23 protein-coding genes and 1 pseudogene are annotated in these 25,142 nt (G+C 44.5%); 11 read left to right on the plus strand and 13 right to left on the minus strand.

Features of this window, described 5'->3' with window-relative positions:
* Positions 1 to 223 precede the first annotated feature (223 nt).
* Both QUA23_RS21275 and QUA23_RS21280 read left to right on the plus strand, forming a co-directional pair.
* Positions 224 to 883: a DUF2834 domain-containing protein gene (locus QUA23_RS21275; RefSeq protein ID WP_333077982.1), complete on the plus strand. Its 660-nt coding sequence runs from the start codon at positions 224 to 226 to the stop codon at positions 881 to 883.
* Positions 884 to 1,085: 202 nt separating this feature from the next.
* Positions 1,086 to 1,835, plus strand: a complete 750-nt coding sequence (locus QUA23_RS21280; protein ID WP_333077984.1) for a gamma-glutamyl-gamma-aminobutyrate hydrolase family protein — start codon at positions 1,086 to 1,088, stop codon at positions 1,833 to 1,835.
* Between the two features lie 7 nt (positions 1,836 to 1,842).
* Here the strand turns inward: QUA23_RS21280 and QUA23_RS21285 are convergent, their stop codons facing one another.
* The 8 genes and pseudogenes from QUA23_RS21285 to QUA23_RS21320 form a co-directional block, all read right to left on the minus strand.
* Entirely contained in the window at positions 1,843 to 2,031 is a 189-nt protein-coding gene (locus QUA23_RS21285) for a CPXCG motif-containing cysteine-rich protein (RefSeq protein WP_006635525.1), read from the minus strand.
* Positions 2,015 to 2,476: an SRPBCC family protein gene (locus tag QUA23_RS21290; RefSeq protein WP_333077985.1), complete on the minus strand. Its 462-nt coding sequence runs from the start codon at positions 2,474 to 2,476 to the stop codon at positions 2,015 to 2,017. The genes QUA23_RS21285 and QUA23_RS21290 overlap by 17 nt, the downstream gene beginning before the upstream one ends.
* A gap of 13 nt (positions 2,477 to 2,489) precedes the next feature.
* Positions 2,490 to 2,849: a transcriptional regulator gene (locus QUA23_RS21295; protein WP_333077986.1), complete on the minus strand. Its 360-nt coding sequence runs from the start codon at positions 2,847 to 2,849 to the stop codon at positions 2,490 to 2,492.
* 3 nt (positions 2,850 to 2,852) lie between these two features.
* Positions 2,853 to 3,182 carry a type II toxin-antitoxin system RelE/ParE family toxin gene (locus QUA23_RS21300; RefSeq protein WP_333077989.1) on the minus strand — a complete coding sequence of 110 codons (330 nt, stop codon included), beginning with the start codon at positions 3,180 to 3,182 and terminating at the stop codon, positions 2,853 to 2,855.
* Between the two features lie 37 nt (positions 3,183 to 3,219).
* Positions 3,220 to 3,330 (minus strand): annotated as a pseudogene (locus QUA23_RS21305) (SRPBCC family protein); the annotation flags it as partial.
* A 113-nt stretch (positions 3,331 to 3,443) separates the two neighbouring features.
* On the minus strand, positions 3,444 to 5,081 hold the full coding sequence (locus QUA23_RS21310) for a radical SAM protein (RefSeq protein ID WP_333077990.1): 1,638 nt from the start codon (positions 5,079 to 5,081) through the stop codon (positions 3,444 to 3,446).
* A gap of 381 nt (positions 5,082 to 5,462) precedes the next feature.
* Positions 5,463 to 5,984 (minus strand): signal peptidase II, encoded by a 522-nt coding sequence (gene lspA, locus QUA23_RS21315; protein ID WP_333077992.1) that lies wholly within the window; start codon positions 5,982 to 5,984, stop codon positions 5,463 to 5,465.
* Positions 5,985 to 6,195: 211 nt separating this feature from the next.
* Positions 6,196 to 6,774, minus strand: coding sequence for a biotin transporter BioY (locus QUA23_RS21320; RefSeq protein WP_006635529.1), 579 nt, complete (start codon positions 6,772 to 6,774; stop codon positions 6,196 to 6,198).
* Between the two features lie 382 nt (positions 6,775 to 7,156).
* On the opposite strand from QUA23_RS21320, the gene pstS reads away from it, so the two are divergent.
* The 4 genes from pstS (at position 7,157) to pstB (ending at position 11,474) form a co-directional block, all read left to right on the plus strand.
* Positions 7,157 to 8,341 (plus strand): phosphate ABC transporter substrate-binding protein PstS, encoded by a 1,185-nt coding sequence (gene pstS / locus QUA23_RS21325; RefSeq protein WP_333077994.1) that lies wholly within the window; start codon positions 7,157 to 7,159, stop codon positions 8,339 to 8,341.
* Between the two features lie 352 nt (positions 8,342 to 8,693).
* Positions 8,694 to 9,650 carry a phosphate ABC transporter permease subunit PstC gene (gene pstC / locus QUA23_RS21330; RefSeq protein WP_333077995.1) on the plus strand — a complete coding sequence of 319 codons (957 nt, stop codon included), beginning with the start codon at positions 8,694 to 8,696 and terminating at the stop codon, positions 9,648 to 9,650.
* A 34-nt stretch (positions 9,651 to 9,684) separates the two neighbouring features.
* Positions 9,685 to 10,578, plus strand: coding sequence for a phosphate ABC transporter permease PstA (gene pstA, locus QUA23_RS21335; protein ID WP_333077997.1), 894 nt, complete (start codon positions 9,685 to 9,687; stop codon positions 10,576 to 10,578).
* 95 nt (positions 10,579 to 10,673) lie between these two features.
* Positions 10,674 to 11,474: a phosphate ABC transporter ATP-binding protein PstB gene (gene pstB / locus QUA23_RS21340; RefSeq protein ID WP_333077999.1), complete on the plus strand. Its 801-nt coding sequence runs from the start codon at positions 10,674 to 10,676 to the stop codon at positions 11,472 to 11,474.
* A 233-nt stretch (positions 11,475 to 11,707) separates the two neighbouring features.
* Here pstB and QUA23_RS31135 read toward each other — a convergent pair whose 3' ends face one another.
* Complete coding sequence (locus QUA23_RS31135; RefSeq protein WP_445242210.1) at positions 11,708 to 11,971, minus strand: NblA/ycf18 family protein; 264 nt, start codon at positions 11,969 to 11,971, stop codon at positions 11,708 to 11,710.
* A gap of 135 nt (positions 11,972 to 12,106) precedes the next feature.
* Between QUA23_RS31135 and QUA23_RS21350 the strand changes: the two genes are divergently transcribed.
* The 4 genes from QUA23_RS21350 (at position 12,107) to QUA23_RS21365 (ending at position 18,301) form a co-directional block, all read left to right on the plus strand.
* A complete protein-coding gene (locus QUA23_RS21350; RefSeq protein WP_333078001.1) occupies positions 12,107 to 12,703 on the plus strand; it encodes a phycobiliprotein lyase in 597 nt (198 codons plus the stop codon).
* 362 nt (positions 12,704 to 13,065) lie between these two features.
* Positions 13,066 to 13,824 (plus strand): phycobilisome rod-core linker polypeptide, encoded by a 759-nt coding sequence (locus QUA23_RS21355; RefSeq protein ID WP_333078002.1) that lies wholly within the window; start codon positions 13,066 to 13,068, stop codon positions 13,822 to 13,824.
* A 279-nt stretch (positions 13,825 to 14,103) separates the two neighbouring features.
* The gene (locus QUA23_RS21360; RefSeq protein WP_333078003.1) at positions 14,104 to 14,781 is read left to right on the plus strand and encodes an NERD domain-containing protein; all 678 of its coding nucleotides are present in this window, start codon (positions 14,104 to 14,106) and stop codon (positions 14,779 to 14,781) included.
* 151 nt (positions 14,782 to 14,932) lie between these two features.
* Positions 14,933 to 18,301 carry an AAA domain-containing protein gene (locus tag QUA23_RS21365; RefSeq protein ID WP_333078004.1) on the plus strand — a complete coding sequence of 1,123 codons (3,369 nt, stop codon included), beginning with the start codon at positions 14,933 to 14,935 and terminating at the stop codon, positions 18,299 to 18,301.
* A 13-nt stretch (positions 18,302 to 18,314) separates the two neighbouring features.
* On the opposite strand, the gene QUA23_RS21370 is transcribed toward QUA23_RS21365, so the two are convergent.
* The 4 genes from QUA23_RS21370 to QUA23_RS21385 form a co-directional block, all read right to left on the minus strand.
* A complete protein-coding gene (locus tag QUA23_RS21370; RefSeq protein ID WP_333078005.1) occupies positions 18,315 to 20,093 on the minus strand; it encodes a formylglycine-generating enzyme family protein in 1,779 nt (592 codons plus the stop codon).
* Positions 20,063 to 21,244 (minus strand): hypothetical protein, encoded by a 1,182-nt coding sequence (locus QUA23_RS21375; protein ID WP_333078006.1) that lies wholly within the window; start codon positions 21,242 to 21,244, stop codon positions 20,063 to 20,065. The genes QUA23_RS21370 and QUA23_RS21375 overlap by 31 nt, the downstream gene beginning before the upstream one ends.
* Positions 21,245 to 21,423: 179 nt before the next feature.
* On the minus strand, positions 21,424 to 22,389 hold the full coding sequence (locus QUA23_RS21380; RefSeq protein ID WP_333078008.1) for an RluA family pseudouridine synthase: 966 nt from the start codon (positions 22,387 to 22,389) through the stop codon (positions 21,424 to 21,426).
* A 194-nt stretch (positions 22,390 to 22,583) separates the two neighbouring features.
* On the minus strand, positions 22,584 to 24,032 hold the full coding sequence (locus tag QUA23_RS21385; protein ID WP_333078009.1) for a RecQ family ATP-dependent DNA helicase: 1,449 nt from the start codon (positions 24,030 to 24,032) through the stop codon (positions 22,584 to 22,586).
* A 169-nt stretch (positions 24,033 to 24,201) separates the two neighbouring features.
* Between QUA23_RS21385 and QUA23_RS21390 the strand changes: the two genes are divergently transcribed.
* A complete protein-coding gene (locus QUA23_RS21390; RefSeq protein ID WP_333078010.1) occupies positions 24,202 to 25,011 on the plus strand; it encodes a phytanoyl-CoA dioxygenase family protein in 810 nt (269 codons plus the stop codon).
* Positions 25,012 to 25,142: the final 131 nt, after the last annotated feature.

The following is a 25,142-nucleotide window of genomic DNA, read 5'->3' on the forward strand; positions in this document are numbered from 1 at the left end:
CGACTAGACTTGCATTCAGGACATTTGAGGGACTCTAATTTGCTGTTCATTGTTTTTCGTCAACTTTGCTCTCGATCTCTATATCATACATCAATTCAGCAACGCCCAGATATTCTCCTCTCCTCCTCTGCGTCCTCTGCGTCCTCTGCGGTAAACAAAAAAAGTCTTATTCAAAAACCCTTTAAGCTTGCTATAGTAATATCAGAAGTAAAGAAAACTAACTATGTTCCGAAAAATTGGATTTTGGCTGCTTTGGATTGCATTTACCACCTACGCCTTTGTATTTGCACCACCCGACAGCCCAGAAACCATCACACTCATTACCAATCTTTCCACAGGCAAAATAGCAGACATCAACCCTTTAATTGTAGCGTTGTTCAACATCATGGGAGTATGGCCGCTCATCTACAGTTGCCTCTTATTTGCTGACGGCAGGGGCCAGAAAATACCTGCATGGCTATTTGCCGTTTTATCCTTTGGCGTCGGCGCGTTTGCCTTGCTGCCTTATTTAGCCCTGCGCGAACCTAATCCAGAATTTCGCGGTCATAAAAATATCTTTTTAAAGATATTAGACTCCCGTTTTACTGGAATTTTCTTAACATTAGCTGCTGTTGGTTTAGTTGCCTTTGGCTTGACAAAAGGCGATTGGTATGATTTTTTTACCCAGTGGCAAACCAACCGTTTTATCCACGTAATGAGTTTAGACTTTTGTATGCTTTGCCTACTATTTCCTGCCTTATTAGGAGACGATATGGCCCGCCGAGGAATGCAGAATTCTACAGCATTTTGGGCGGTAACATTAGTGCCGCTGTTCGGGCCGCTGGCTTATCTGTGCACGCGCAAATCGCTGCCGGAAACTAATACTGAAACTGTTACGAATTAGACAGCCGTGCAGGGAAGTTTCAGTGTAATGTAGGAATTAATCACAAGTAATCAGACAAGAAACAGGCAAGATGCCTGTTTCATAACAATAAGTAAGTTTTATTTTGGGTCGTTGCTCCTAGTTGCCCGCCCATGAAACACTGATTACAAATAGTGCAAAATCTGAGTATTAATCTAAATAATTATCTCCCAACCTCTAGCAAATGAAAAAATTTCCGATTGTTGGCATCACAACATACAACCGCTGTCCAGCAGGCGAATATCGTTTAAATGGGACTTATATTGATGCAGTTCAGGCGGCTGGTGGCATTCCGATTTTACTGCCGCCCAATCAATTAGATCCGGCTAGTATTTTGGATGCAGTAGATGGTTTGATTTTTTCCGGGGGCGGAGATATCAACCCAGAACTTTATGGCGGTTATGTCGATCGCACAGTTTACTCGGTTAATGCAGAACGCGACAATTTTGAATTAAACTTAGCAAAGCTAGCTTTGAAGGCGGACATACCTGTGTTGGGGATTTGCCGGGGAATGCAAATCCTGAACGTAGCCAGCGGCGGCAGTTTGGTGATTCACGTACCGGATGCTTACGGAGATGAGGTTAATCACGGATCGGGAATTCCCCCGCGCGCGATCGAGCATACCATTGAAATTGATCCCAACAGTCGGCTAGCAAAAATTATGGGAAAAACTTCAACAACAGTTGTTTCCTGGCATCATCAAGCAGTGCGGAAGGTAACATCCGATTGGCAAATAGTAGCCAATGCACCTGACACTTTGGTAGAAGCAATGGAACACTGCTATCACCCTTGGATGATAGCAATTCAATGGCACCCAGAAATGTCGCCCAACTGTTCGTTCAACTCTCGAATTTTTAAGGCTTTCGTAGAAGCTGCAGCTTCAAAATTTATGAATTTTACCAAGTCTGCATCAAAGGCAATTCATACATTTTGATAGTCACTTATTCTTGATAGTCAGTATCTATTTCAATATCCAGGGTATCTTCATCTATTCTGACATACAGAACATTCGGGCGACAGCAAACCTGACAATCTTCGATATAAGATTGCTCCATACCACCGCTGATATCAACAAAAGTTGTACTCGGTTCGCCGCAGAAAGCACAGTAATATTCAGCCGTTGTTTGCATCTTTCTCGCACTCTCTTTTTGTGACTTCGTGGCGGTAGCGAAACATATCTGTTAACCGCATTTTCACCCACCAACCTAACAGCAAATCGACAATCGGGCCGCCCGGTATCGAAAATGCGATCGTATCTGTCAACCTAGTCTTGCCATTTTCTGAGGTAAACTCGTGTCGGTGAGTCCAACTTGCCATCGGCCCCTCAGTTTGTTCATCAACAAACAAGCGATATTGTTCGCACTCAGTGTGAGTCGCCACCCATTTTACAGGAATCGGCCCCAATAACAGGCGAAATTCTGATACAGCACCCACATCGAGTCCCCCTTGGCGGCGAATGATTTTCACCGGTTGCCAAGGCGGAGTCAAAAGTTGCAGAATATCCGGCCTTTCGTGAAAGTTCCAGACAGCTTCAACGGTGGCATTAATCAGCGACGAATATCGAAAGTTAGGCATTTTTTGAATTTTGCTAAACACTTAATTGTGCGGGAATTTCAGCATTGGCAGTATTATCCTCTGTATCAGTACAAACAGCAACTGTTAGTTTCAATCCCAAAGCCTTCAGCCAAGTTCCCAGATTGTAAATCGCATCACTTCCTTGTAGCGATAGCAATTCCTCCAGTCTTTTTAAGTGCAATTCATATTCTTCAGGAGTCATTTTTGGTTGACCTAGAGCTTCTGCTACATTGCTGAGAGCAAGTCTGAGTAATGCTTCGTCAGGTTCTTCGCCTTCATCTAATTCAAAATGAGTTTCGAGATAGATAGCCGCATAACTGGGGTCTTTTAGCCGCGCCATCAAAAAGTCATGATACGGTAAACTTTTAGGCATTTTTTAACTCCTATAATTTGTCCAGTATTCTATTGCTTGGCGAATGTCTCGGTCTTGAGTGATTTTATCTCCTCCGCACAGAAGAAGTATAATTGTTGTTCCTACTTGCCCAAAATAGATTCGGAAACCAGGGCCATAGTCTATCCTTAATTCAAAGACTCCATTTCCAACTGATTGACAATCTCCCAAATTCCCCAAAATAACTCGGTTAAGTCTTTTATCAATAATTGTTGAAATTTTGCTATCTCGGAGCGAATCATACCAGTTATCAAACGGCACTTGACCGTTTGAAGCAACATAACGCTGAATTTCCCTGGGTTGGACTTCTGCCATAATTGTATTATAGTATGTCGCTCCTCATCTTATCTTAAACCGATTGCCAAGGCGGAGTCAAAAGTTGCAGAATGTCCGGCCTTTCGTGAAAGTTCCATACTGCTTCAACGGTGGCATTAATCAGCGACGAGTATTTAAAATTGGGCATTGTATCGTTGGGCTAGACAGTTAAGTGCGATCGCGTTTCAGCATTGGCAGTATTATCCTCTGTATCAGTACAAACAGCAACCGTTAGTTTCAATCTTTCGCATCCGCTATTTCCTAACTCGTCAACTGCAAATCCTTCGTCTTAAAAAGACTCCTCGCCTCAGCCAAATGCTTCTTCAAAGTCGCCTCCGGTAGCGGTCCTTTTAAATGACTCCAAGGCAAAACCTGATGCAATTCCCACTCTTGAAAAACATAAAAATCCATCTCCGGCAACTGTCCCCGCAACTCCTTAAAAGCCCGCCGATAACTGCCCAAAGTATCGCCGTAATGCCTCACTAATTCCAACAGCCGAGACAACCGCCGATCGCCCTTTGACAACAAACCCTGAATCACCGACCAATTATAGCTTTCAGGTCTAAATTCTAAACCTAACTTCCGCAATTCTTTATCTAAAAACTTCAGCCTCTTCTCCGCATCTTTATTCACTCCAAACCACTGAAAAGGAGTGTGAGATTTCGGGACAAAAGTGCTGCATCCCAGAGTCAACCGCAAACCGGGAACAGCTTTTCTAATCGCCCGCATCATTGCCACCGTCTCCTCTAAATCCTCCATTTCTTCACCGGGAATTCCCGCCATCCCGTAAAGTTTAATTCCCTTTAAGCCGCCAGCCTTAGCATTGATAGCAGCTTGAATAATTTCGTCATTTGTGAGTTTTTTGTTAACGATTTTGCGGAGGCGATCGCTCCCGCTTTCCACCGCAATCGTCACAGATTTGCTGTCTCTGTTGGTCAATATTTCTGCCAATTTTACTGTTACCGTATTCGTTCTTACCGAAGAAAGACTCAGCCGCACGCCGTCGTATTTCGGATGATTCAAATGCTCCAGCAACGCTTCAAATTCCGGGTGCTGAGTGACCGAAGCGCCCAACAAACCCAAACGATTAGTCACAGCTAAACCGCGATCGATCGCCGGAATTAACGAATCCTCCAAACTCGCAGTTCTAAACGGCAAAGTCAGATAACTTGCCAAACAAAAACGGCACATTTCTGGACAACTCCGAACCACTTCCACCATGTAAATATTTTCCCAAGCAGCTTTTTCTGTCACCACAGTGGAAGCAGATAAAGTATTGCCGCGATAAGTCTGTTTTTCAACCATACTGGGAATTCCCGAATCGACAGGCTGAATCGATTTAATACCCTCACTCGCATCCAGATAAGTTACTTCGTACAAACTGGGGACGTAAACTCCTGGAACTTGGGCTAAATGCCGCAATTTAGTTTTTCTGTCGGCGGTACGGACTTCTTTACAAGCATCAATAAAATTATCTATGAGATGTTCGCCATCTCCCAGCAAAATCACATCAAAAAAATCGGCGAAAGGTTCGGGATTAGCCGTAAAAACCGGGCCACCGCCGAATACTATCGGATGATTATCAGTTCGTTTTGACGCCCAAATCGGAATTTCTAGAGATTCCAATAAATTGAGAATATTTACATAGTCTAGTTCCCAAGAAAGCGAAAATCCCAGTAATTCTGGATGTCGAGGAAGTTGTTCGCGGATATCAGTAAATAAACGGCCGACTTCAATATCCGATCGCACAGCCAAAGTTGCCCACACTATCTGATAGCCGAGACTGGTAATACCTACCGTGTACTCGTTGGGAAAAGCAAAAATAGTCGGGATAGCATCAGCATCGGGCGTTGCTGGGGCAAATAGTAAGCGTTCTTGGGCAAATGGATTAGGAGTCATCCGATTTTAGATTTTAGATTGGGGAATTTAGATTTTAGATTGGGGAATTTAGATTTTAGATTTTAGATTTGGGAATTTATCCCACGGATAAATCCGGGGCTTTGTAACCAAAGTGTTTTGAATCGCGATCGAGTTTAGCCTTAGCAGTAAAAAATATAATTATAGCTCATAAATGACCCTAACTTTAAGTTGACGCCTATACCTTCTGACAACAGAGAACGGACAAATGACCGAAAGCAATTGGTGGCGAGGCCGCCGGATTCATCAGTGGATAAGCAAAAAAAAGCTCCGCACCCGATAAACCTGAGAACGGTACAGCAGGTGCGTGGGTTAATCTAAAATCTAAAATCTAAGATCTAAAATTGATTGACTTCTTAAAAGTTACTCTGAAATAGAATCGCGATCGTCCTGAGTTCTCGGAATAGTCGGAGTAGGCGGTGTACTGTTAAAAGTTGCAATCAGCAAACAGATAATCCCAGCATTAATAAACACATCCGCCAGATTAAATACCGGGAACCGAATGAGCCGAAAATCGATAAAATCTACAACGTGGCCAGAAACAAATCGATCGATCCCATTCCCCAGTGCTCCCCCCAATATCAAACCGTAGCCAGCTTGTTCCCAGCGGTTAATTCGCGGCCCGAACCAAGCCAGCACAATCAATCCGACACTAACGCCCAAAGACAGCCAGCGCAACCAAATCGCCCCCCCATTGCTGAACAGACTAAAAGCCGCACCGGTATTAACAACATAAGTGAAGTGAAACACCCCGGGTAACAGCGGCTGCGTCTGCGGAGGAATCGTCAAGTCAAAATTTTGTACCACCCAAAACTTAGTCAGGTGGTCTAAAACTAAACTGATAACAGCAGCAATCCAGAACAAGGGATTTCTTTTAAAACGCATGAATTAGGCAATTGAATAGGGGGCATCGGGCATGGGATAATTTACTCAAATTTCGCTGGTTTTTGTCAGCAGAATGCTGTGCTGCAAAGCGATCCCAGCCGCAGCGAGATGACTCTCCCGTTGGGCAATGATAGTATAACCTTATTTGACACAACAACCAATCCCCGATTACCGATTACCAATTGCCCATTCCCAATTCTCAATTCCCGAATTAATAAAACATCAAGCGGCGTAAAGTAAATGACAGCACTGCGATCGCACAAACTACCGCCAATTGTCCCGGCAGGGGATAAACCGAATATTTAAGAATCTCATCAAATAAAGGTGTTTTTTTTGCTGGAGGTAGCCAGTAAGTAAAAATTAGATAAATTAAGCCGATCGCGTGAACAGTGAACAAACCACACAAACAGCTAAAAGCCATAGATTCCAGCCGCGAAGCTACCTTAAAAGCCACCCAGCCACACACCCAAGCACCAGGCACAAAACCCAGCAAATACCCAAAACTCGCTTCTTTGAGATAGCCTATGCCGCCGCCTTGAGAAAAAACTGGCCACAAAGTTAATCCTAATGCCAAATAAGCAATTTGCGAGAGAGCCGCAGCATTTTTTCCCCCCATGCAGCCTACTAGCAAAACGGCGCCAATTTGATAGGTAACACCTAAAGAGTACGCCTGAAGTCCTCGATCGTCCCACAACCCAATAGGAATGGTGACAGATGCAGGCAAAAAAGTGCCTCCTATCGTCAGGAGCAAACCAATAACAGCCCAGATTAATTCAATAGGAGCAGGCATTATCATCAAACGGCATTCGTCAGAAGGTATAAGGCAGAAGGCATTTGTCAGAGGCCAGCTTCAATGCCCGCAGCTTTTAAATTCTTAATACTAGCACTACTGTCAAAATAACCACCATTGTATGGTTTTCTGGTTCTCAAGCCTGGATCTTGCGATCATTTAATCGGGAATTTTTCGCGATCGGGCGATCGACTGCTTGTTTCCGTAGCTATTTCTCTGCCATATATCTTATAAGTTCACAATTGTCAAGCTCATAAATAACATTAATAATATTAATTAATATTAAATTGGATTAAGTGTAAAGATTCTTAACCTAACCTTTACTTTTGCGCGCTATGCTGATGCGGGACACCCCTATAACGATCGAAACTTTTGTATACCTATGCTTTTTCGTCTCAACTTGATTAATCCAAACCGTCTGACTACAGCAATTTCGGCTATGGCGATCGCCCTCAGTTTAGCAGCTTGCGGTGGCGGCAGCACAACCACAGGCAGCAGCCCCAGCCCCGGCGACACCGCAGCATCTCCCGGCGCTTCCCCCGTTGCAGCCACCGGCACAGCGGAAAACACCAAACTCGCCCTAGCCTCGGACGTAGCCATCACCGCAGCCGGCGCCTCATTCCCCGCCCCCCTGTACCAGCGTTGGTTTCAAGACTTCAACAAAATCAACCCCAAAGTACAAATTAACTATCAATCAGTAGGCAGTGGCGCCGGAGTCGAACAATTTACCAAAGGCACAGTAGACTTTGGGGCCAGCGACACCGGCATGAAAGACGACGAAATCGCCAAAGTTCCAGCCGACAAAGGCGTGATACTGCTGCCCATGACAGCAGGCAGCATCGTCATCGGCTACAACCTGCCAGACTTAACCGAACCACTGAAACTGCCACGGGATGTTTACGCAGATATCTTCGCCGGTAAAATTACCAACTGGAACGATCCCAAAATTGCAGCGGCCAACCCGGGCGCTAAATTGCCAGACCAAGCCATCACCATCGTCCACCGTTCCGACGGTAGCGGTACAACCGCCGTCTTCACCAAACACCTGAGTGCCATCAGCCCCGACTGGAAAAGTGCAGTAGGCGACGGCAAAACAGTACAGTGGCCCGTAGGCGTAGGCGCAAAAGGCAACGAAGGCGTCACAGCCCAACTCCTGCAAACCGTCGGCAGCATCGGCTACGTAGAATATGGCTACGCCAAAAACAACAATCTCAAATTTGCATCTTTGGAAAACAAAGCAGGCAGCTTTGTCGCACCTACCGACGAATCAGCTTCTCAAGCTTTAGCAACTGTGCCCATGCCGGAAAACCTGCGAGCATTTATCGAAGACCCCGAAGGCGCTCAATCCTATCCGATTGTCACCTACACTTGGATGCTCGTCCCCAAAACAGTTGCTGACCCCAACAAAGCCAAAACCATCGAGGCAATGGTTGAATACGGCTTGAATGAAGGGCAAAAAGTTAGTTCCGAATTGGGCTACGTTCCTCTGCCCCAAAACGTTAAAGAAAAAGTAGCCGCGGCCGCTGACGGCATCAGCCCTGACTACAAGATTGAGGTTGCCAAATAGTAATTGTTGACTGTTGACTGTTGACTGTTGTCCGTTGTCAGAGGGAACAAAAGCCCTTCGGCATTGCGCGTGCGGGTAAAAATCAGCAAGAATGAAGAGAGATATTTCTGTGGGGCGGGTTTTACCAGAAATATTTGTTAAAAAGTCAGGGGATTAATAAATCCGCCCCTCTTCTATGTAACAATCGGTGCATCTGTGTAGGGGTGGGTTTGACCAGAAATACTTGTTGAAAAGTCACGGAATTAATAAACCCGCCCCTCTTTGATTTTATTTATGGTCTTTCTTTCTGCTTCGTTCTAGCTTTTTCCGAAACAGGCTATTTTCGGCTACTATATATTTGGTTTTTTTTTCTATGATTTCAGGTAATAACAGCGCTCGATCGCAGACCCGATCGCGCTCTCAAGCCGAAAAGTCCTTAGACCAAGGCTTTATCTGGCTGACGCGGATTTTGGGCATAGGAGTTGGTGTAATTTTGCTGGTAATCGCGCTCACCGTTGCTTACAGGGCTTTACCTGCGATTCAACAGTACGGTTTGGGCTTTCTGTTTGGCAGTAGCTGGAATCCGGTTAAAGAAGAGTACGGTGCGCTGCCGATGATTTACGGGACGATCGTCAGTTCGGCGATCGCGCTCCTAATTGCAGTACCATTAGGAGTAGGGACTGCCATTTTCTTGAGCGAAGATTTTTTGCCGCTGCCAGTGCGTACAGCTTTGGTTTTTTTAGTAGAACTTTTAGCCGCCATTCCCAGCGTAGTCTATGGTTTGTGGGGAATTGCTGTATTGATTCCCATGATTACCACTCTCGGCAAGTTTCTCAACGGCACTTTCGGATGGCTGCCGATTTTTAGCACCTCGCCAGTTGGGCCGGGAATGTTACCAGCCGGAGTAATTTTGGGAATCATGACTTTGCCCATTATTACTGCTATCTCCCGCGACTCTTTAGCAAGTCTCCCGCCCGATTTGCGACAAGCATCTCTAGGTTTAGGAGCAACTCGCTGGACAACCGTTTTTAGGGTGCTCGTACCGGCGGCTTTTTCCGGGATTGTCGGCGGAATTATGCTCGGGCTCGGTCGCGCGATGGGAGAAACAATGGCCGCAACTCTGTTAATTGGCAATTCCAATCAGTTAAGTGCTTCCGTGCTAGCTCCTGCAAATACTATAGCTTCTTTGATGGCAAATCAATTTGCCGAAGCTTCGGGATTGCAAGTGGCGGCTCTGATGTACACGGGGCTAATTCTGTTTATTCTGACGCTGATTGTTAATATTTTGGCTGAGTGGATTGTTTCTCAAGTAAGAGCGAAGTACAACTAGAAGTTTGCCGCAATTTCCTACATAGTTTTAGTTTATGTCAAATAGCGTCTCCGATGAGAATCCTTTCGTATCGAAAACAGGAAGTTTGAAGAAGGTTAAAAACAGCCAGCAAGCGCTGTTTAGTCTGGCGATGACTGTACTGGCTGGAGCTGCTTTGGCAATCACTCTGCTGCCTTTGTTTGCAGTGCTTTCCTACGTCACCGTACAAGGTTTCAATCGCCTGAATTTAGACTTGTTTACCAAGCTGCCACCGCCGCCCGGACTATCGGGAGGCGGTATTGCTAATGCAATTCTCGGTACATTGATGACGGTGGGAATTGCTTCTTTAATTGCTGTTCCTTTTGGTGTATTGGCAGCCGTTTATTTGTCGGAATTTAGCAAAGGCCAAATCGCTCGCTGGGTGCGCTTTGCTACTAATGTCCTCAGCGGCGTTCCTTCGATTATTGCCGGAGTATTTGCCTACGGTTTGTTCGTGGTAAATATGGGAGGTTTTTCGGCAATTGCAGGGGGCGCGGCGCTGGCAGTGCTGATGTTGCCGACGATTGTGCGGACTACTGACGAAGCTCTACAAATCGTCCCGCAAGATATTAGATGGGCGTCGGTTGGTGTGGGTGCTTCTAATTATCAGACGGTGTTGCAGGTGGTTTTGCCGGCGGCAATTCCGGCTATTTTAACGGGCGTGACGCTGGCAATTGCTCGCGCTGCTGGAGAAACTGCTCCTTTGATTTTCACGGCGCTCAATTCCCCTTTTTGGCCTGGCGGATTTGATAAGCCAACTCCGAGTCTTTCGGTTTTGGTGTACAACTTTGCAACGGTTCCTTTTAAGGCACAGAAAGAATTGGCTTGGGCTGCATCTTTGATTTTGGTGTTTATGGTTTTGCTGACGAGTATTCTTTCTCGCTGGGCTACTCACAAAAAAGTGTATTAAAGGGTGAGTTTTAAAAAGGCATTCATGCACTTACTTATGGTGAAGGCCGAATGTAACCCAGGTTTTGAGTAAAATTTGAGAGGATTGTTACCTGTATGATGATGGATTTAGACAAGCAAACGGAAACAGTTTTACGGACAGAAAACATCAATATTTTTTACGGCGCTTTTCACGCGGTTAAAAATGTTTCAATGGAGATTCCTAAAAATCGTATTACTGCCTTGATTGGGCCGTCTGGCTGCGGCAAAAGTACAATTCTGCGATGTTTTAACCGGCTCAACGATTTAGTTAGCGGTTTTCGTTTAGAGGGTAGAATTGATTACCACGGTCAAAATCTTTACGATCCTGATATTGATGCTGTGGAGGTGCGCCGCAAGATTGGGATGGTGTTTCAAAAGCCGAATCCTTTCCCGAAGTCGATTTATGACAATATTGCTTACGGTGCGAGGGTGAACAATTATAAGGGGGATATGGATGAGCTGGTGGAAAAAGCGCTCAGCCAAGCTTATTTGTGGGATGAGGTGAAGGATAAGTTGAAGCAAAGCGGTTTTTCTCTTTCCGGTGGCCAGCAGCAGCGTTTGTGTATTGCTAGGGCGATCGCGATTAATCCTGATGTAGTGTTAATGGATGAACCTTGCGCTTCTCTTGACCCGATTTCTACAATTAAGATTGAGGAGTTGATGCGGGAACTCAAGGAAAAGTATACGATTGTGATCGTTACTCACAATATGCAGCAGGCTTCTCGGGTTTCTGACCTGACTGCTTTTTTCAATGCTAAACTTTCTGACGATGGGAAGCGGTTTGGCTATCTTGTGGAGTGTGACAAGACTGAGGTAATTTTCCAAAGTCCAAAGGAAGAGTCTACTTTAGATTATGTGAGCGGCCGTTTTGGTTGATTCCCCGACAAGTTGAAACAATCGGGCTACACAAACTCTCGTCCCTCTCTAAGGGATGAAAAGAATTTAATTTGCTGAGTATGGTAACGACAAAAAAAACTGCGTAAAAGTTTTGTCAATTTAGAATCCCGCTTTCTTGGAGAAAGCGGGATTCTGGATTTTATGATTAAAAGCTCGATCGTACTTTTTGCAGATACAAGTCGCTGATTTTTGTGAAGAAATGCTCGAAGAGTTCACATATTCTTCATCCAATGCTTGAACAGGTTTTCTTTTACCATGTTTTGCCGCATAACTTCAAGCAAGTATTCCTGAGCTTGGTCTTGGCTTAACCTTTTGACTTCTTCGCGCAGCACTTGAAGTTTGAACTGCTGTTCCATGCTGAGGCTGGTTGTAGGCATATCCATAAATCGCTCCTCCAGTTTGCTGAGATTGATGCGAAATTGATCGGAATGACGTTTCGCAGGATTTGTTGTGTCTCCTACATTGTAAACTATCATAACATTCCCTTGACAATATGTCCAAAGTAGACATTTTGAGACTAATTTGTGTAGCAAAAGTACATCTAAGTGGGGGGAGCTCTATCATAAAAAGGCGTCAACACCGGGAAGCATAAGCCAAAGGAGCTAGTTCGTATGGATGCAATGGAGTTTTTTCAAAGCAGTGCTGGGGAGTGGCGTTCTCAGCGCAGCACTCACCACCTCGCTTTCCGCCAAGCGGAGATTGGGGATTCAAATATTCAGGTAACAGCCCTAGCTGCCGATGACGCTAGAGTCGCGGAGATTTGCAAGATGCACGAAGTCGATCCGAGCCGGGCTGCTGGGGGGGCTTTTGTGACATGGCACGGCTCAATGGCGTGGGATAAGGATGATGAGAATCATAAAGGGTCTACGGTGTTCGCGATCGTCCCCGATCCTGAAAATCCCCGGCAGGGTTTGATGTTGCGCGAACGGGGCTATGCGGAAATTGTGCCGGTCGCTGGCCGTTTTGAGATGGATGATGAGGATGGGCTGCTGCTGATTACGGAATACGAGACGATGAGTTCGATCGAGCGTTTCTGGTTTGCTAATCCGAACGTGCGGATGCGGACGAGTACCGTAAAGCGCTTTGGCGGTTTCAGCACTTCGACTTTTTGTACCGAAATTCGGGTGCAACCCGACTCGGATGCAACATCAGAAGCAGCAGGAGATCAAGTACCCGCCAGCGAGTTTTATTCGGCTCTGGGCTGGTAATTTGTAAGCTCGTTCCCCCAGCTTTGCTTGGGAAAGCTTGGCGGGAGCCGTTTGCCTCCTGTTTGACGAGGCAGAGCCTGGCCGAGCGGCGTTCCTGCCCGCTTCCGGGGAACGAGCCTTCTTTCTGCATAACTTCCCTCTCCCCTCTTCCTTCTTCCCTCTTCCTTCTTCCCTCTTCCTTCTTCCCTCTTCCTTCTTCCTTCCCCACAGTCAACAAATGTTACAGATTGTTGCAAAAATTCAGGAAAATCAGATTTAGATTGCGGGAATCCCCTAATCTGTATGTTGGTTAGTTGTATCCGTTATGCTGGCAGCTCACGGTGTCAACTATTTCTGAAATTTGAGATAACGGAGATTTTAACGTGGCGCTTCCTTTATTAAGCTACGCCCCCAAGAGCCAAAACCAGCGCGTTGCTGGTTTTGAAGTGGGGAGCGACGAGCAGCCGAGAATTTTCACAACTGAAAATGTGCTCTCGTCTGGAGACATGGAAAATTTGATTTGGGCTGGATATCGCCAGATTTACAGCGAACACCAAATCCTCAAGAGCAACCGCCAAAAGTCTTTGGAGTCGCAACTCAAGTTCGGCCAAATTACTGTGCGGGACTTTATTCGCGGTTTGGCGACTTCTGCTCCTTTCCTAGAGCGGAATTATCAAACTAACAGCAATTACCGGTTTGTAGAAATGTGCGTGCAGCGCGTTTTGGGCCGGGATGTGTACAGCGAGCGCGAAAAGATTGCTTGGTCGATCGTGGTAGCAAATAAGGGGCCTCAAGGCTTTATTGACGAGTTGGTCAATAGCGAAGAGTACCTGGATAAGTTCGGCTACGATACCGTACCTTACCAACAGCGCCGAATTTTGCCTCAGCGAGTTGGAGGGGACACTCCTTTCAACTTGAAGACGCCCCGCTACGGTGAGTACCACCGTTCGCAGCTTGGCTTCCCGCAAATCATCTGGCAGACAAGTGTCCGCCGTTTTGTTCCTCAAGAACAGCAGGCGAAGGCCGGCGATCCGTCGAACTATTTGGGTATGGCGCGCAATATGCCCCTGCCTGCTACTCCGCCGCAGCGCGTGCCTCTAGCTAATATCAATATCGATACGATGGTTCCCCGTCGCCGGTAATTGATGCTGTCCTGATGCGATTATTTGTGTCGGGCGATCAACTGAATCGATCGGCTTTTAGGCTGAGAGAGTTTTGAGTCTTGAGTTTTGAGGTTTGAGTTTTTTGATAAACTTGGAATCCAAAACTCGGGACTCATAATTTTTTGTCATTAGTCATTAGTTATTAGTCATTAGTCATTAGTTATTAGTCATTAGTTATTAGTCATTAGTCATTAGTCATTAGGAAGAAAAATAATTCGACCTTTTCTCATTGTTAACTATAAGTGCATAGGTGCATTTATGCAGCCGCAATATAACGAAGATGCTGGAAAACCATTGCGTCGCCATGCTAAACAGCTTCGTACCAAAGCCTTATACAGGTACGGTGCCGCGACAGGGCTGGTGTTGTTGCCACTGCTGGTATACGCGGTAGCACCTTTTTCTCCTTTATTTTTGGTCGCGGCTATTTTGATAGGGGCATTAATCGCCCTTCCGTTCATTGAGGACGGGAAAACGTTTTGGAAGTCGTCTCAGAGATTTGACCAAGGGGCCTGTGGTGAAGAAAAGATTCAGCAAGTTTTGGAGGCCCTAATCCAATCTGGATGGATAGCTGAGTACAATTTAAGATTGCCGCAAGTAGGCGATATCGATGTGTGGCTGCGATCGCCTAAAGGAGTCAATTTTATCCTTGATGTGAAGTCTCACTCAACCGTAGTTCTGTTGGATGGGGATGTGCTCAAGCGTCAATCTTACGGGAAATTGAGAGATTTTGAGAAAGATTTTCTGGCACAGATTGCCAAAGAAGTTACGGCTATCAAAAAAGCTAAGAAGTTAACCAAGGTCACTCCAGTAGTTGTATTTAGCGATGCCAAGGTGAGTTTTAGCAACAAAACGAAGATTAGGGGTGCTTACGTCATGGAACTGGGCAATCTGGTGTCAGGGTTGCAAGAACTCGATCGCACCTATAAAAGTAGATAAGATTGGGAGAAATGAGAGCAAGAGCTATAGTGATATGTTGGACATCAACAAATTTGCACACAGCATTACCATCCCAGACTTGCACTAGCATCTAAGTGACACTTGTGCTATAAAAAACAGTTAAGGTAGAAACAATATCCTGGAGGGAATCTTGGACAATACAGCCCAGGTAGATGCAATTCTCAACGCATGGTTCGACTACATTGATTTGGATGACTACAGTCAGGCCAGGATTGAAGTAGCCGATCGGGATAAGTTACAAATGCATGGTATCACGCTAGTAGGCGATCGGGTCTTAATTCAGGAACCTATCTTTTCAGACCTGCAACATAAAGCCACCAAAAAGCAACAAAATCAGCAGGACTCTGTGTGGGTTTTATCCTTTCCGCAAATTTTTGATGTAGAAAAGGGAAAATCTTATCTTTGTCCTCTGTTTAGTTTGGATGTTACATCTATTCTTAAGGGAAATTATCAAGAAGAAGGATGGAACCTTGACGAACTAAAACTCATAGAAGCAGGAGACAATTTAACTAAATTTATGGGAATGGATGATGAACAGCGCGAGAAATTGATTACTAAAGATGGGCTGCGACTGTTTCTAGAAACAACATTTGCAATTGAGTTTCAAACTTATGAGGAGTGGATGCGACAGGTGGTCATACCAGGCTCTCATCGCCCGGTTCAACGGCAGCCGTACTTGTTTAAGTTTACAGGAGGCCCATTTTCAGGGAAACTCAAGAAAGACCTGAAAGACATTAAGGCCGGCTCAAAAAACTGGTCAAAAGGACATCCAGCTTATGAATATCTATTCGGTGCGCCTCAACCTCCAGAACACGAGGTTACTTATATGGGTGCTTTCCCAACCCATGCACCGACTAATTCACAATTAACAGCACTGAAACACGCTCAAAGTGAACCTGTGACGGCGGTCCAAGGCCCACCTGGTTCTGGGAAAACTACCCTCATCCTTCATCTTATCGCTCAACAGGTAGTCAATCGCGCACTCAGATTAATTGATGGAGAGGAGGATATCAATAATCTCACAGTTGTTAGCAGTACCAATAATAAAGCCGTTGACAATGTTATTGAAAAGATAGATGAATGGTTAAATAACGATGGTTTAGAACATACTTTTCTCTATATAAAAGGAGGGAGTAGAGAGAATATTGAAAAAGCGGGAGGTGCTCTCGATAATCTACAACAAGGACTTGAATATATTCAACAAAATAGTTTTAACGAAACAGTTTTTAATCAAAAAAAGCAGGAAATAAAACAGAGAAAAGATGACATTTTATTAGAGAAGTCGAAATATTTAGCAGCACGCCGTAAAAGAGCTTTAGATGAAGAACGACTGCCTCATCTTCGGAAAGAGATACAAATACTTCAACAGCATTTAGATGAGGCAATAGCTACTAGAAGCAACTTGCAAGAACTAGCAGAAGATTTGGCAAAATATGAACAACTACCAAGTGAAGCTTATCGCAAAATAGAACGGCACTTTAATAATGTGGAAGGACACATAGAGAAACCAGAAGGAAGATTACCTTGGTGGACTCGTTTGTGGCGCTGGATAACTGGGAGAACAGAAAAACAGATTATAACTAAGGCCGTTTTAGCTTGCGAATCAGCAATTGAAATTACATTTAATACTCCTTTCCCTGTAGGAAATCCCAAAAATCGCCACGAATTTATTCGAGAATTAGAGAGGGTTAGGGAAAAACTAGCAAAAGCAAAAGACCTACAACACGTACAAGCAAGCTTGCAAACAAATGCTGAAGATATAGCCAACACAGAGCAACAAAAAGATGGAGCGGATAGAGAGTTAACTTCCTTAGAAAATAGTTTGGCAACTCCATTGGAAGACTTTTACGCTTCCTTTCATGAAAAGTTTCACGATCGACACCAAGAACTCTTTAAGCTATCGCGGGAATTTCTGACTCAGCAAGCACTACAAGATAAGGACAATGTACAAAAAGCTTTGAAGTCATATTTAGATTTTCTTTTGGTAAACTCTAAGGCGCTTAATACGTTTAAAAAAAATCAAGATGAGTATTTTAAAGCCATAAGTTTGATATTTCCAGTCATTAGCAGTGGGTTGCTCTCACTACGAAATATGCTACCGCGCATCTCTGAGTGTGTTGACCGCACAATTATAGACGAATCTGGAATGATTCCAGTGCATCAGAGCTTTCCATTGCTGGTGCGCTCGCGCAAGGCTATTATTGTCGGAGATCCCCTACAAATTGAGCCTGTAATTACTTTAAGTGACCAAAGACGCGATAAATACCGTCAAACAGCATTTCTTGACAGAGAATTAACTGAAAGTGATTACCATTGTTACAGTCCGGAAGAAGAATATAGCGCTACTACCTATCATCGCGCCGCCGGAGTAACTGGAGAAGATGGCAATACAGGTAATGGGATTCGCTTGATGGAGCATTACCGTTGTCAACCTAGCATTATTCAATATTGTAATGCTATTGCTGGCTATGGCTTAGAGATCAAAACGGAACCAGTTGAGTCTTTATTGGAATCCCACTTAATTGCTTACGATGTTGAGGGAAATATCCGCAATAATGTTAATGAGGAAGAAGTTACTGCTGTCTGTGAAATAATTCAGCATTTGCTCGATCAAGGTTACTCATTAAAAGATATCGGTGTAATTTCAGCCTTTCGCGCTCAAGCTAATGCTCTGACGCAAGCTATCACTAAAATATTCCCTCAATTTAATAGAAAGTTCGTGGGAACAATTCACACTTTTCAAGGTTCAGAGAAAAAAGTAATTATCCTGTCTACAAAAGTATGCCGATCGCAGGATAATGTTAGTTGGCTTAATAAGCGACCTAATCTTCTTAATGTTGCCGTGTCTAGAGCAAAAGAACTATTTATCTTGGTGGGCAATCTTTATAGACTAGAAAAAGGAAGATTGACCCGTCAGCTTGTTGAGCATATTCGAGTTCAGGGTGTTATTTTAGAGTATAAATCAGAGGCAGAAATTCCGCAGCAACAGCCTGGAGCGACTCCAATTTATGATTGCGACCATTTAACAATTTTTAGAGAAGCTATTGAGCAAGCAGAACGCGAAATTTTGATTGTCTCACCTTGGATTCGCGGTAACGAACCAAAATGGTTTGTTTCTGAGATTGTCTCGCCGTTGCAAAAAGGGGTTAAGGTTACAGTGATTTACGGAAAGAAAGATAACGAAGATAATGATAATAATGATGCTCAAGCTGAAAAAGAGTTGAGAGATTTATTTTCCCAGCATCCAGGTTCACGTTTAATTCGTTTAGGTAAAGAAATATATATAGAAAGCAGAGGAACCAATGAAAGAAGTTTAGTTTGCGACGATAAGTTGGCTGTTATAGGAAGTTGGAATTGGCTGTCTCACCCTTACAGAGAGCAGTGTAGAAGGTTATTAATCAATCCCAAAGTTCAAATCCGCCGCGAGATGAGCATACAACTTTCTGACTCATCGTGTATTGCGGAGGTCAAGGCAAGGATTTATAAGTTAATTACATAGTAATCAGCAAATTTTACATACAAGAAAAGATAACCCGAAAACCAAATTCTTTGTCAGTAATGGTTGCATCTTCGGAAAAGCGAGATGCAGAACGACACTCATGAGGAAAAGAATTCCAAGAACCACCCCGCAAAATTCGATATTCCTCATTTCCATTATTGAGCCATGCACTAGCATCTAATGGTGCTACTTGATAATTTTCGTGTTCATAGTCAGCACACCATTCCCGAACATTACCGTGCATGTCGCAGAGTCCAAAAGCATTAGCTGGAAAACTACCTACCTCAGTTGTCTGTTTGCGATAAACCCCTAATGGTTCGCTAATATAAGTACCTCTATATAAACGAGCTTTAATTGTCTGGTCTTGTCCGCAATAGTTTGCTAGATGTGTCGTAATTGTTTTGCCAAAATGAAATGGGGTTGTTGTTTGGGCGCGACAGGCGTATTCCCATTCGGCTTCGCTGGGTAAACGATAAACCCGTTTTGTTTCCTTCGACAGTCGATCGCAAAACTCCTCAGCATCATACCAAGAAACCCGCTCAATCGGTCGATTATCCCCTTTAAAGCAGGATGGATTGGGATCGAGGTCACGCTTAATTTTTGGTCGGGATGCGATCGCTCTCCACTGCGCCTGAGTGATGGGATACCTACCCATAAAGAAGGATGTGACAGTAACTATATGTCGGGGACGTTCATCCTCGGGAGATTCAGGTTCTTCTTGGGGCGCTCCCATTGTAAATTTACCACCTGGGATGGAAACCATTTCCAGCTTAACAGCATCGTCCAAAATTTCTACAAAGTATTGTGCCTGTTTGTAGCAAGGTTTAGTTTCTAGCCCTTGAGCATCCACAGTTACCACTTCAAACTCAAAAGTTGTGGTGTCGGGAATTAATGATGTTAGCGGCTTCGCCGAGATATTTTTTACCGATTCATCCTTTAAATGAGGAGTTTTATCTGGCAGATTTAATTCATTTAGACGATAACTCTCTCTATCGCCATCCCAACTACAACTTTCCAAATAAATTGGCAGTTGTTTATTATTCAAGCTGGTAACTTGCTGTTTAACTTTCTCAGAAATTACCTTCATATTTGGAGGCCAAGTTTCTAAAGGTTCCTGTTCTAGTGCCTCCCTGACTGCTTGAGAGAAGTATCCTGTTTGACATTTAGTGTTAACTATTGCTTTCTCTCCTTCTCTAGCGGCCAGTAACACAAACTGTTTATAATCTCGCATAGGCTGACCACTAGAGAATTCTTTCCCTTTTAAATTAGTTGGTCGTCCGTCCGACTCCAACAAATAATTAGCACACGCATCAAGAATGCAAATATGATTTTTAATTCCAAACAAATTTGACTTTAATAAAAGAAGCAAAGAATTTAAATCCAAGTTCCGCCAATTTTGCGATGTGGCATCAGCACATAGTAGCCTGCGTTCTCGTTCGGAGGAAAGCAAACCATGGCCCGCCCAAAAAATATAAAGCAAATCTCCTTTTTGTTTAGAAAATTTATTTTCTATTATATTGGATAGATTTTGCTCGGTTGCTTCCTCTACTGTGAAATCTGATTGCTCAAGTAGGGGATTATTTTCTTCTAGCGATGACAAGCAAAGCTGGATATTCTCTTTCGGTACACCTCGCTTACACAGCCAGTCGGCGAACTTGAGAGCGTCATTAGCAGGGCCACCGACATTCCAAACAGTATTACTGTATTTCTCGATACCCACAACTAACCCATAAGTCCGCCCTGGTTTAGCAATTATTTCCGTCATGGCAGTCTGGGAATAATCGCTTTCCATGTTGCAGGATTTTCCCAGTAAGCGCTGTGCGATCGCGGAAACGGTTGTTTGCTATCTACCAACACATCCTGCACTTTATTCGGGAACACATTAGCGCCCACGTAACTGAGAAAATCCCGTAAATCGTATATATTCAACCAAGCTGGGAAATGCTCTGGTAGCGGTTCACCAAATTCTAAACTGTGTAGGGCATTAATCTCATATAAAAATGGTGCTTGGGAACCCACTGTCACTAATAGCGCCACGTTCTCCAAACATTCTTTGACGAGCAAATCAACGCAGGCAATTCCTCCCAAGCTATGAGCTAGCAAAACTACTGGTGATTCAGCTTGCTCAATAATTTCTCGGATAAATTGGCGAATTTTTTCCCCTCGACTCTGATAAAGCAAGATATCGCAAGGAAAGGGTGAAATTGCGTCTGTAATGCTGCCGCGCTTGCGCTTTATAGCCAACGTTGTTGGATGCGCTAGCAAAGAAAGAGCGTTCCACACCCAACCTCCCAATCCCAACTCCGCTTCTCCCAAAGCACAACTGAGCGTTTCTACCACTTTATCCCGCAAGTCAGCATTGGTGAGAATTGACGGATACTTCTCCTGTTCTTCGCAGTAAAACATTGCTTGAGCTACAATCGCTCTTGCTATAGCATCACAATACTCACTTAAGGAGTCCGATGCTTTTTGCAAAGCTTCATGATAGGCTTCACTGCGAATAACTGCTTGTAGTGCTTCATCAAACACCAAAGCAATTCCCGCCTCAACCAAAAGCGCTTGCAGTTCGGGTGAAGGCTCAAATCTTTGCAACCTAGAGTCTAATTCATCACTGGGTTGTTCTGCAAAAGGATTAGCAAAACCTTCTTCACTCGGTTTCAGTGACAATAACTGTAATTCATAGAGGGGTTCACAGTATAGCTGTTCCCATAGCAAAATCTCCTTATCTTCTTCCTCCTCTTCCGACAGCGCTAGTGTCGCATCATACAAAGGTATAGATGCCCCTTGAGCATTTAACTTGGTTCCCAACATTTCGCCCCACAAACAAGGGACGACTTTGATATCGGGCCGTTGGATACCAAGCTTTTTTTGAATTAGCGCAAAATTTTCCTCGTATTGAGTTGGTCGTACCCCTGTGCCATGTACAAATACAAGAGTTGTCATTGTTTTACAGATACTCAAAGGGATTCTATACCACTTTAGGGTTGCTTATCAAAAAAGTAAAGATTCTGCTCCCGTTATAGCAGCAGACAGAGACAGATGAGGACAAAAATTGGCTCAAGGCTCTGCAAGCGTCTGATGGCTACTTGTCATAACAGCTTTGGCGACTGCTATACCACTTATCAAATGTGAGAGCGCAGGCGCAATATTTTCAGCAAAGTGTTGAATTGATCGGGCAAAGGTGCGATCGCTTCTATTAATTCTCCTGTTACGGGATGCTGCAATGTCAGCCGCCATGCGTGGAGGGCTTGTCCGGTTAAATTGACGCCGATGGAACGGTTGGAACTGTACATCGGGTCGCCCACAATCGGATGTTTTATTTCGGCTGTATGCACGCGAATTTGATGAGTGCGGCCGGTTTCTAATTGATAGTGCATTAAGCAATAGTTGCCGATTCTTTCTTTGATTGTCCAGTGAGTAACTGCGGGGCGACCGCCTTTTTCTACTGGTACTACTGCCATTTTTTTGCGGTCTGTGGGATGCCGTCCGATGGGTAGGTCTATTGTGCCTGTTTCGGTGTTGGGAGCACCGTAAACTATGCCTAAATATTCGCGGCGGGCGGTTTTAGTTTTGAGTTGGGCTTGCAGGTGTTGGTGGGCGATGTCGGTTTTGGCGATCGCGATCGCACCTGTTGTATCTTTGTCTAATCTGTGCACGATTCCCGGCCGCTGAACTCCGCCTATTTCTGCTAGGGGACAGTGGGCTAAGAGAGCGTTGACTAATGTACCGTCTTGGTGTCCGGCGGCCGGGTGGACAACTAATCCGGCTGGTTTGTTGATGATAATTAGGCTGTCGTCTTCGTAGAGAATGTCGAGGGGAATTGCTTCGGGCTGCAAGTTTGTCGCTTGGATTTCGGGTAGGATAATTTGGATGCGATCGCCCGTTTTTACTGATATTTTTTTCGAGGTGCAGGTTTCGTCGTTGACTTTGACGTTGCCTTGTGATATGAGGGTTTGGATTCGCGATCGGGATAAGTCCGGTATCTGGTTTGACAGCCAAATATCTAATCGCTGATTGACATTACTGCGATCGAATTCCTCTGTATTTTCTACTGTGTAAATCTTTGCCGCAGTGTCTGTTTCTATCATTTACTTTTTACTATTTTTTGCCAAGTGTGTAAAGCAAATATCTTAATCATAACATCTGTAAGTTAGTTCGCGATCGAACGGGTAGCGAGAAACCGGGTTTTTTCACAGCAATACTTCCTTTGGACCCGCAGACTGGGTAAAAAACCCGGTTTCTTTGTCGGAGTGGTTAAGTCGTTTGAGTATAATCGTCAATTCTATCGACAATTATCGCAGTGGCCACAGCGCATTGACTTAGCTTCCTTGGCAAACCCAAAAGCTTGCAGCAAAAATTGCCACCTACACTCGCGATGTTTGAGATATTTAGCCATTTCTTCCGCTGCGGTAAAATTTAATTTTTCCGCTTTTTGCTGGGGAGATTTATCGATCGCATAATTAAAAGGATCTTGCCATGTTAATTGTCCGCTACTGTGCAAGATTGAAAGGGCGATCGCACTTTCGGGAAATTCGCGGGAAACTGCTTCTATATCGCCTTTAACTGGCAGTTTTTTGGCTAATTGCTGAGCTTCTCGGTATTGCGATCGCAATTTATCTTGAAAAAATTCCTTTCTTTGTTTATCTTCGGGATAAAGCAAACCCGTCGGTTCGCTAATCAATGTCAGGGCGATCGCTGATTTGCCGTCGCGTCCGCCTCTACCAATTTCCTGAATGTATTCCGATAAGAGCAAAGGTGCTTGAAAGTGAACAACCCACCGGACATCTGGCTTGTTAATTCCCATCCCGAATGCTGAGGTACAAGTCACGAATTTAATATCATTGTTCAGCCAAGCTGTTTCTATTTTTCGTCGTGATTCTGGACTCAAACCTGCATGATATGCTGCTGTTTCATAACCTGCTGCGTCCAACAAATCCGCCAAATTTTCGCTATCTTTTCTAGTGCGGACATAGACTAAACCTGCTTGTTTTTGTCGCTCTTTGATAAAATTTAATAATTGCTGCTTGCGTCCTCTCGGCGTCCAGACTGTTTGCACTTGCAGGTGCAGGTTAGAACGGTAGGGACTTAGCAGAAATGCTTCGGGTTTTTGCAGTTGCAACACATTTTTGATTGTCTGCTGTGCGTCGGGATTGGCGGTAGCGGTGAAAGCTGCGATTGCAATTTTACTGTTTGCTGGTTTAGCTTTCAACAAAGCCGACCGCACTGTTCCCAAACGGCGGTAAGCTGGTCGGAATGTATCGCCCCACTGCACTAAACAGTGAGCTTCATCTAATATTAAACCGTTTATTTGGATCTGTGGCTGACTGATAATTTCCCAAACAGGTTTGCTGAGTAATGTTTCAGGAGACAGGTACAGCAACCTTAATTTGTTTTGTTGCAGCGACTGCATAGTTTGTCGGCGCTGCTGTGTTGGCAATTGACTGTGGAGGAGGGAAGCGGGAAGATTGCGATCGCGCAATTCTTGCACTTGATTTTCCATCAGTGCGACTAACGGCGAAACTACCAAAGTTAAGCCTGTTTGTAACAAAGCTGGCAGTTGAAAGCAGATTGATTTGCCACCACCTGTCGGCATAATTATAATTGTATCTTTTCCGGCTAATAAACTACCGACGATTTCTCCTTGGGGCGGTCGAAAGTCGTCGTATCCCCAGATTTTTTGGAAGGCGGTGCGGGCTTGATTTAATGATACTGGTTCTGGTTGGTATTTCATTTAATTTATCCCCAAATCAGACGTAATGTGAGCAGTGCGTGCCCGACATAATTAAATTTTGTGTAAGTCCTGATGTACCAATAAACCGGGTGGCTGGTTTCATAGTATGCAAGTATCGAGCCGGATAAGTGTTAATTTAATAACAGTTAATAATTTGACTTTTTAAATTATGAACGCAAGCACGTTAAGCGAAGTTTTCAACTATCGGCAAAAGACTTGTGATCTTTTCGATACAGCGGGGGCGGTAGATGGGGTGCATGAAGATGGTTTTGCGCTGATTCCTGGTGTACTCAGTCCGTCGGAAGTGGCGCAAACCAAGGAAGCACTCGATCGCCTGCAACCCTTCGGACTCGACGGTAGCAGTTGGAGTGAATTGAACCAGCATTTTAAGTGCGTTTTTAATCGCGATCGGCTGTGGCTTTCCTATGCCGATCGACCGGGTATAATTGAGTTAGCCGAAGCATTAATGGGCAGCGATTGCCACATTATCGGCATGACTGCGTGGAAAAGCGGGCCCGGTTATGATGGTTGGCGCGTCCACGTCGATCAGGTGTTTGTACCCGTGCCCGAAAGCGTGTTTGCCGATGGCACTTTTCAACTGCCAGTATGGATTTGTACAGCCCATTTCTATCTCAGCGACATCGCAGAAGACCTCTGTCCTACCTACATTATTCCCGGCAGTCACAAATCTGGTCGAAAACCCGATCGCGGGGAAGAAACTTGGAACGGACACTCCCCAGAACCAGTTTTGTGCAAAGCAGGAGATGTGCTGTTTTTCCGCAGTGAAATTTGGCACTCAGGCGGCAAAAATACGACGACAGATGGAACTCGCTACTTACTGCAAGTGCATTATTCCCACCGCAACATCGCGCAGAAATTTTCGCCTTGGCCGTGGCAGTTCAATCCCGAAATTCTCGCTACCGCTACTGAACGGCAACTGCGACTTTTGGGTAAACATCCTGAGTCAAATTACGGTTAAAATACATTGCTAATTTTGTTTGAGGCGCGATCGATAAATAAACGGGAAATGTCATATTTATTTGAGAGTGGGAGTTTTGGATTTGAGATTACGATCAATTCTAGAGGCTGGTAAATCTCCGAATATCTTGA

Source organism: Microcoleus sp. Pol1C5, from assembly GCF_036701115.1.
In the GTDB taxonomy this organism is placed as follows: domain Bacteria; phylum Cyanobacteriota; class Cyanobacteriia; order Cyanobacteriales; family Microcoleaceae; genus Microcoleus.

Excerpts from the sequence above, each read along its gene's own strand:
- QUA23_RS21375 (WP_333078006.1), bottom strand. The coding sequence starts at position 21,244 with ATGACAACTCTTGTATTTGTACATGGCACAGGGGTACGACCAACTCAA.
- QUA23_RS21360 (WP_333078003.1), top strand. The coding sequence starts at position 14,104 with ATGCAGCCGCAATATAACGAAGATGCTGGAAAACCATTGCGTCGCCAT.
- pstC (WP_333077995.1), top strand. The coding sequence starts at position 8,694 with ATGATTTCAGGTAATAACAGCGCTCGATCGCAGACCCGATCGCGCTCT.
- lspA (WP_333077992.1), bottom strand. The coding sequence starts at position 5,984 with ATGCGTTTTAAAAGAAATCCCTTGTTCTGGATTGCTGCTGTTATCAGT.
- pstB (WP_333077999.1), top strand. The coding sequence starts at position 10,674 with ATGATGATGGATTTAGACAAGCAAACGGAAACAGTTTTACGGACAGAA.
- QUA23_RS21295 (WP_333077986.1), bottom strand. The coding sequence starts at position 2,849 with ATGCCTAAAAGTTTACCGTATCATGACTTTTTGATGGCGCGGCTAAAA.
- QUA23_RS21275 (WP_333077982.1), top strand. The coding sequence starts at position 224 with ATGTTCCGAAAAATTGGATTTTGGCTGCTTTGGATTGCATTTACCACC.
- QUA23_RS21300 (WP_333077989.1), bottom strand. The coding sequence starts at position 3,182 with ATGGCAGAAGTCCAACCCAGGGAAATTCAGCGTTATGTTGCTTCAAAC.
- QUA23_RS21380 (WP_333078008.1), bottom strand. The coding sequence starts at position 22,389 with ATGATAGAAACAGACACTGCGGCAAAGATTTACACAGTAGAAAATACA.
- QUA23_RS21390 (WP_333078010.1), top strand. The coding sequence starts at position 24,202 with ATGAACGCAAGCACGTTAAGCGAAGTTTTCAACTATCGGCAAAAGACT.
- QUA23_RS21290 (WP_333077985.1), bottom strand. The coding sequence starts at position 2,476 with ATGCCTAACTTTCGATATTCGTCGCTGATTAATGCCACCGTTGAAGCT.
- QUA23_RS21370 (WP_333078005.1), bottom strand. The coding sequence starts at position 20,093 with ATGGAAAGCGATTATTCCCAGACTGCCATGACGGAAATAATTGCTAAA.
- QUA23_RS21280 (WP_333077984.1), top strand. The coding sequence starts at position 1,086 with ATGAAAAAATTTCCGATTGTTGGCATCACAACATACAACCGCTGTCCA.
- QUA23_RS21310 (WP_333077990.1), bottom strand. The coding sequence starts at position 5,081 with ATGACTCCTAATCCATTTGCCCAAGAACGCTTACTATTTGCCCCAGCA.
- QUA23_RS21385 (WP_333078009.1), bottom strand. The coding sequence starts at position 24,032 with ATGAAATACCAACCAGAACCAGTATCATTAAATCAAGCCCGCACCGCC.
- QUA23_RS31135 (WP_445242210.1), bottom strand. The coding sequence starts at position 11,971 with ATGATAGTTTACAATGTAGGAGACACAACAAATCCTGCGAAACGTCAT.
- QUA23_RS21285 (WP_006635525.1), bottom strand. The coding sequence starts at position 2,031 with ATGCAAACAACGGCTGAATATTACTGTGCTTTCTGCGGCGAACCGAGT.
- pstS (WP_333077994.1), top strand. The coding sequence starts at position 7,157 with ATGCTTTTTCGTCTCAACTTGATTAATCCAAACCGTCTGACTACAGCA.
- pstA (WP_333077997.1), top strand. The coding sequence starts at position 9,685 with ATGTCAAATAGCGTCTCCGATGAGAATCCTTTCGTATCGAAAACAGGA.
- QUA23_RS21350 (WP_333078001.1), top strand. The coding sequence starts at position 12,107 with ATGGATGCAATGGAGTTTTTTCAAAGCAGTGCTGGGGAGTGGCGTTCT.
- QUA23_RS21320 (WP_006635529.1), bottom strand. The coding sequence starts at position 6,774 with ATGCCTGCTCCTATTGAATTAATCTGGGCTGTTATTGGTTTGCTCCTG.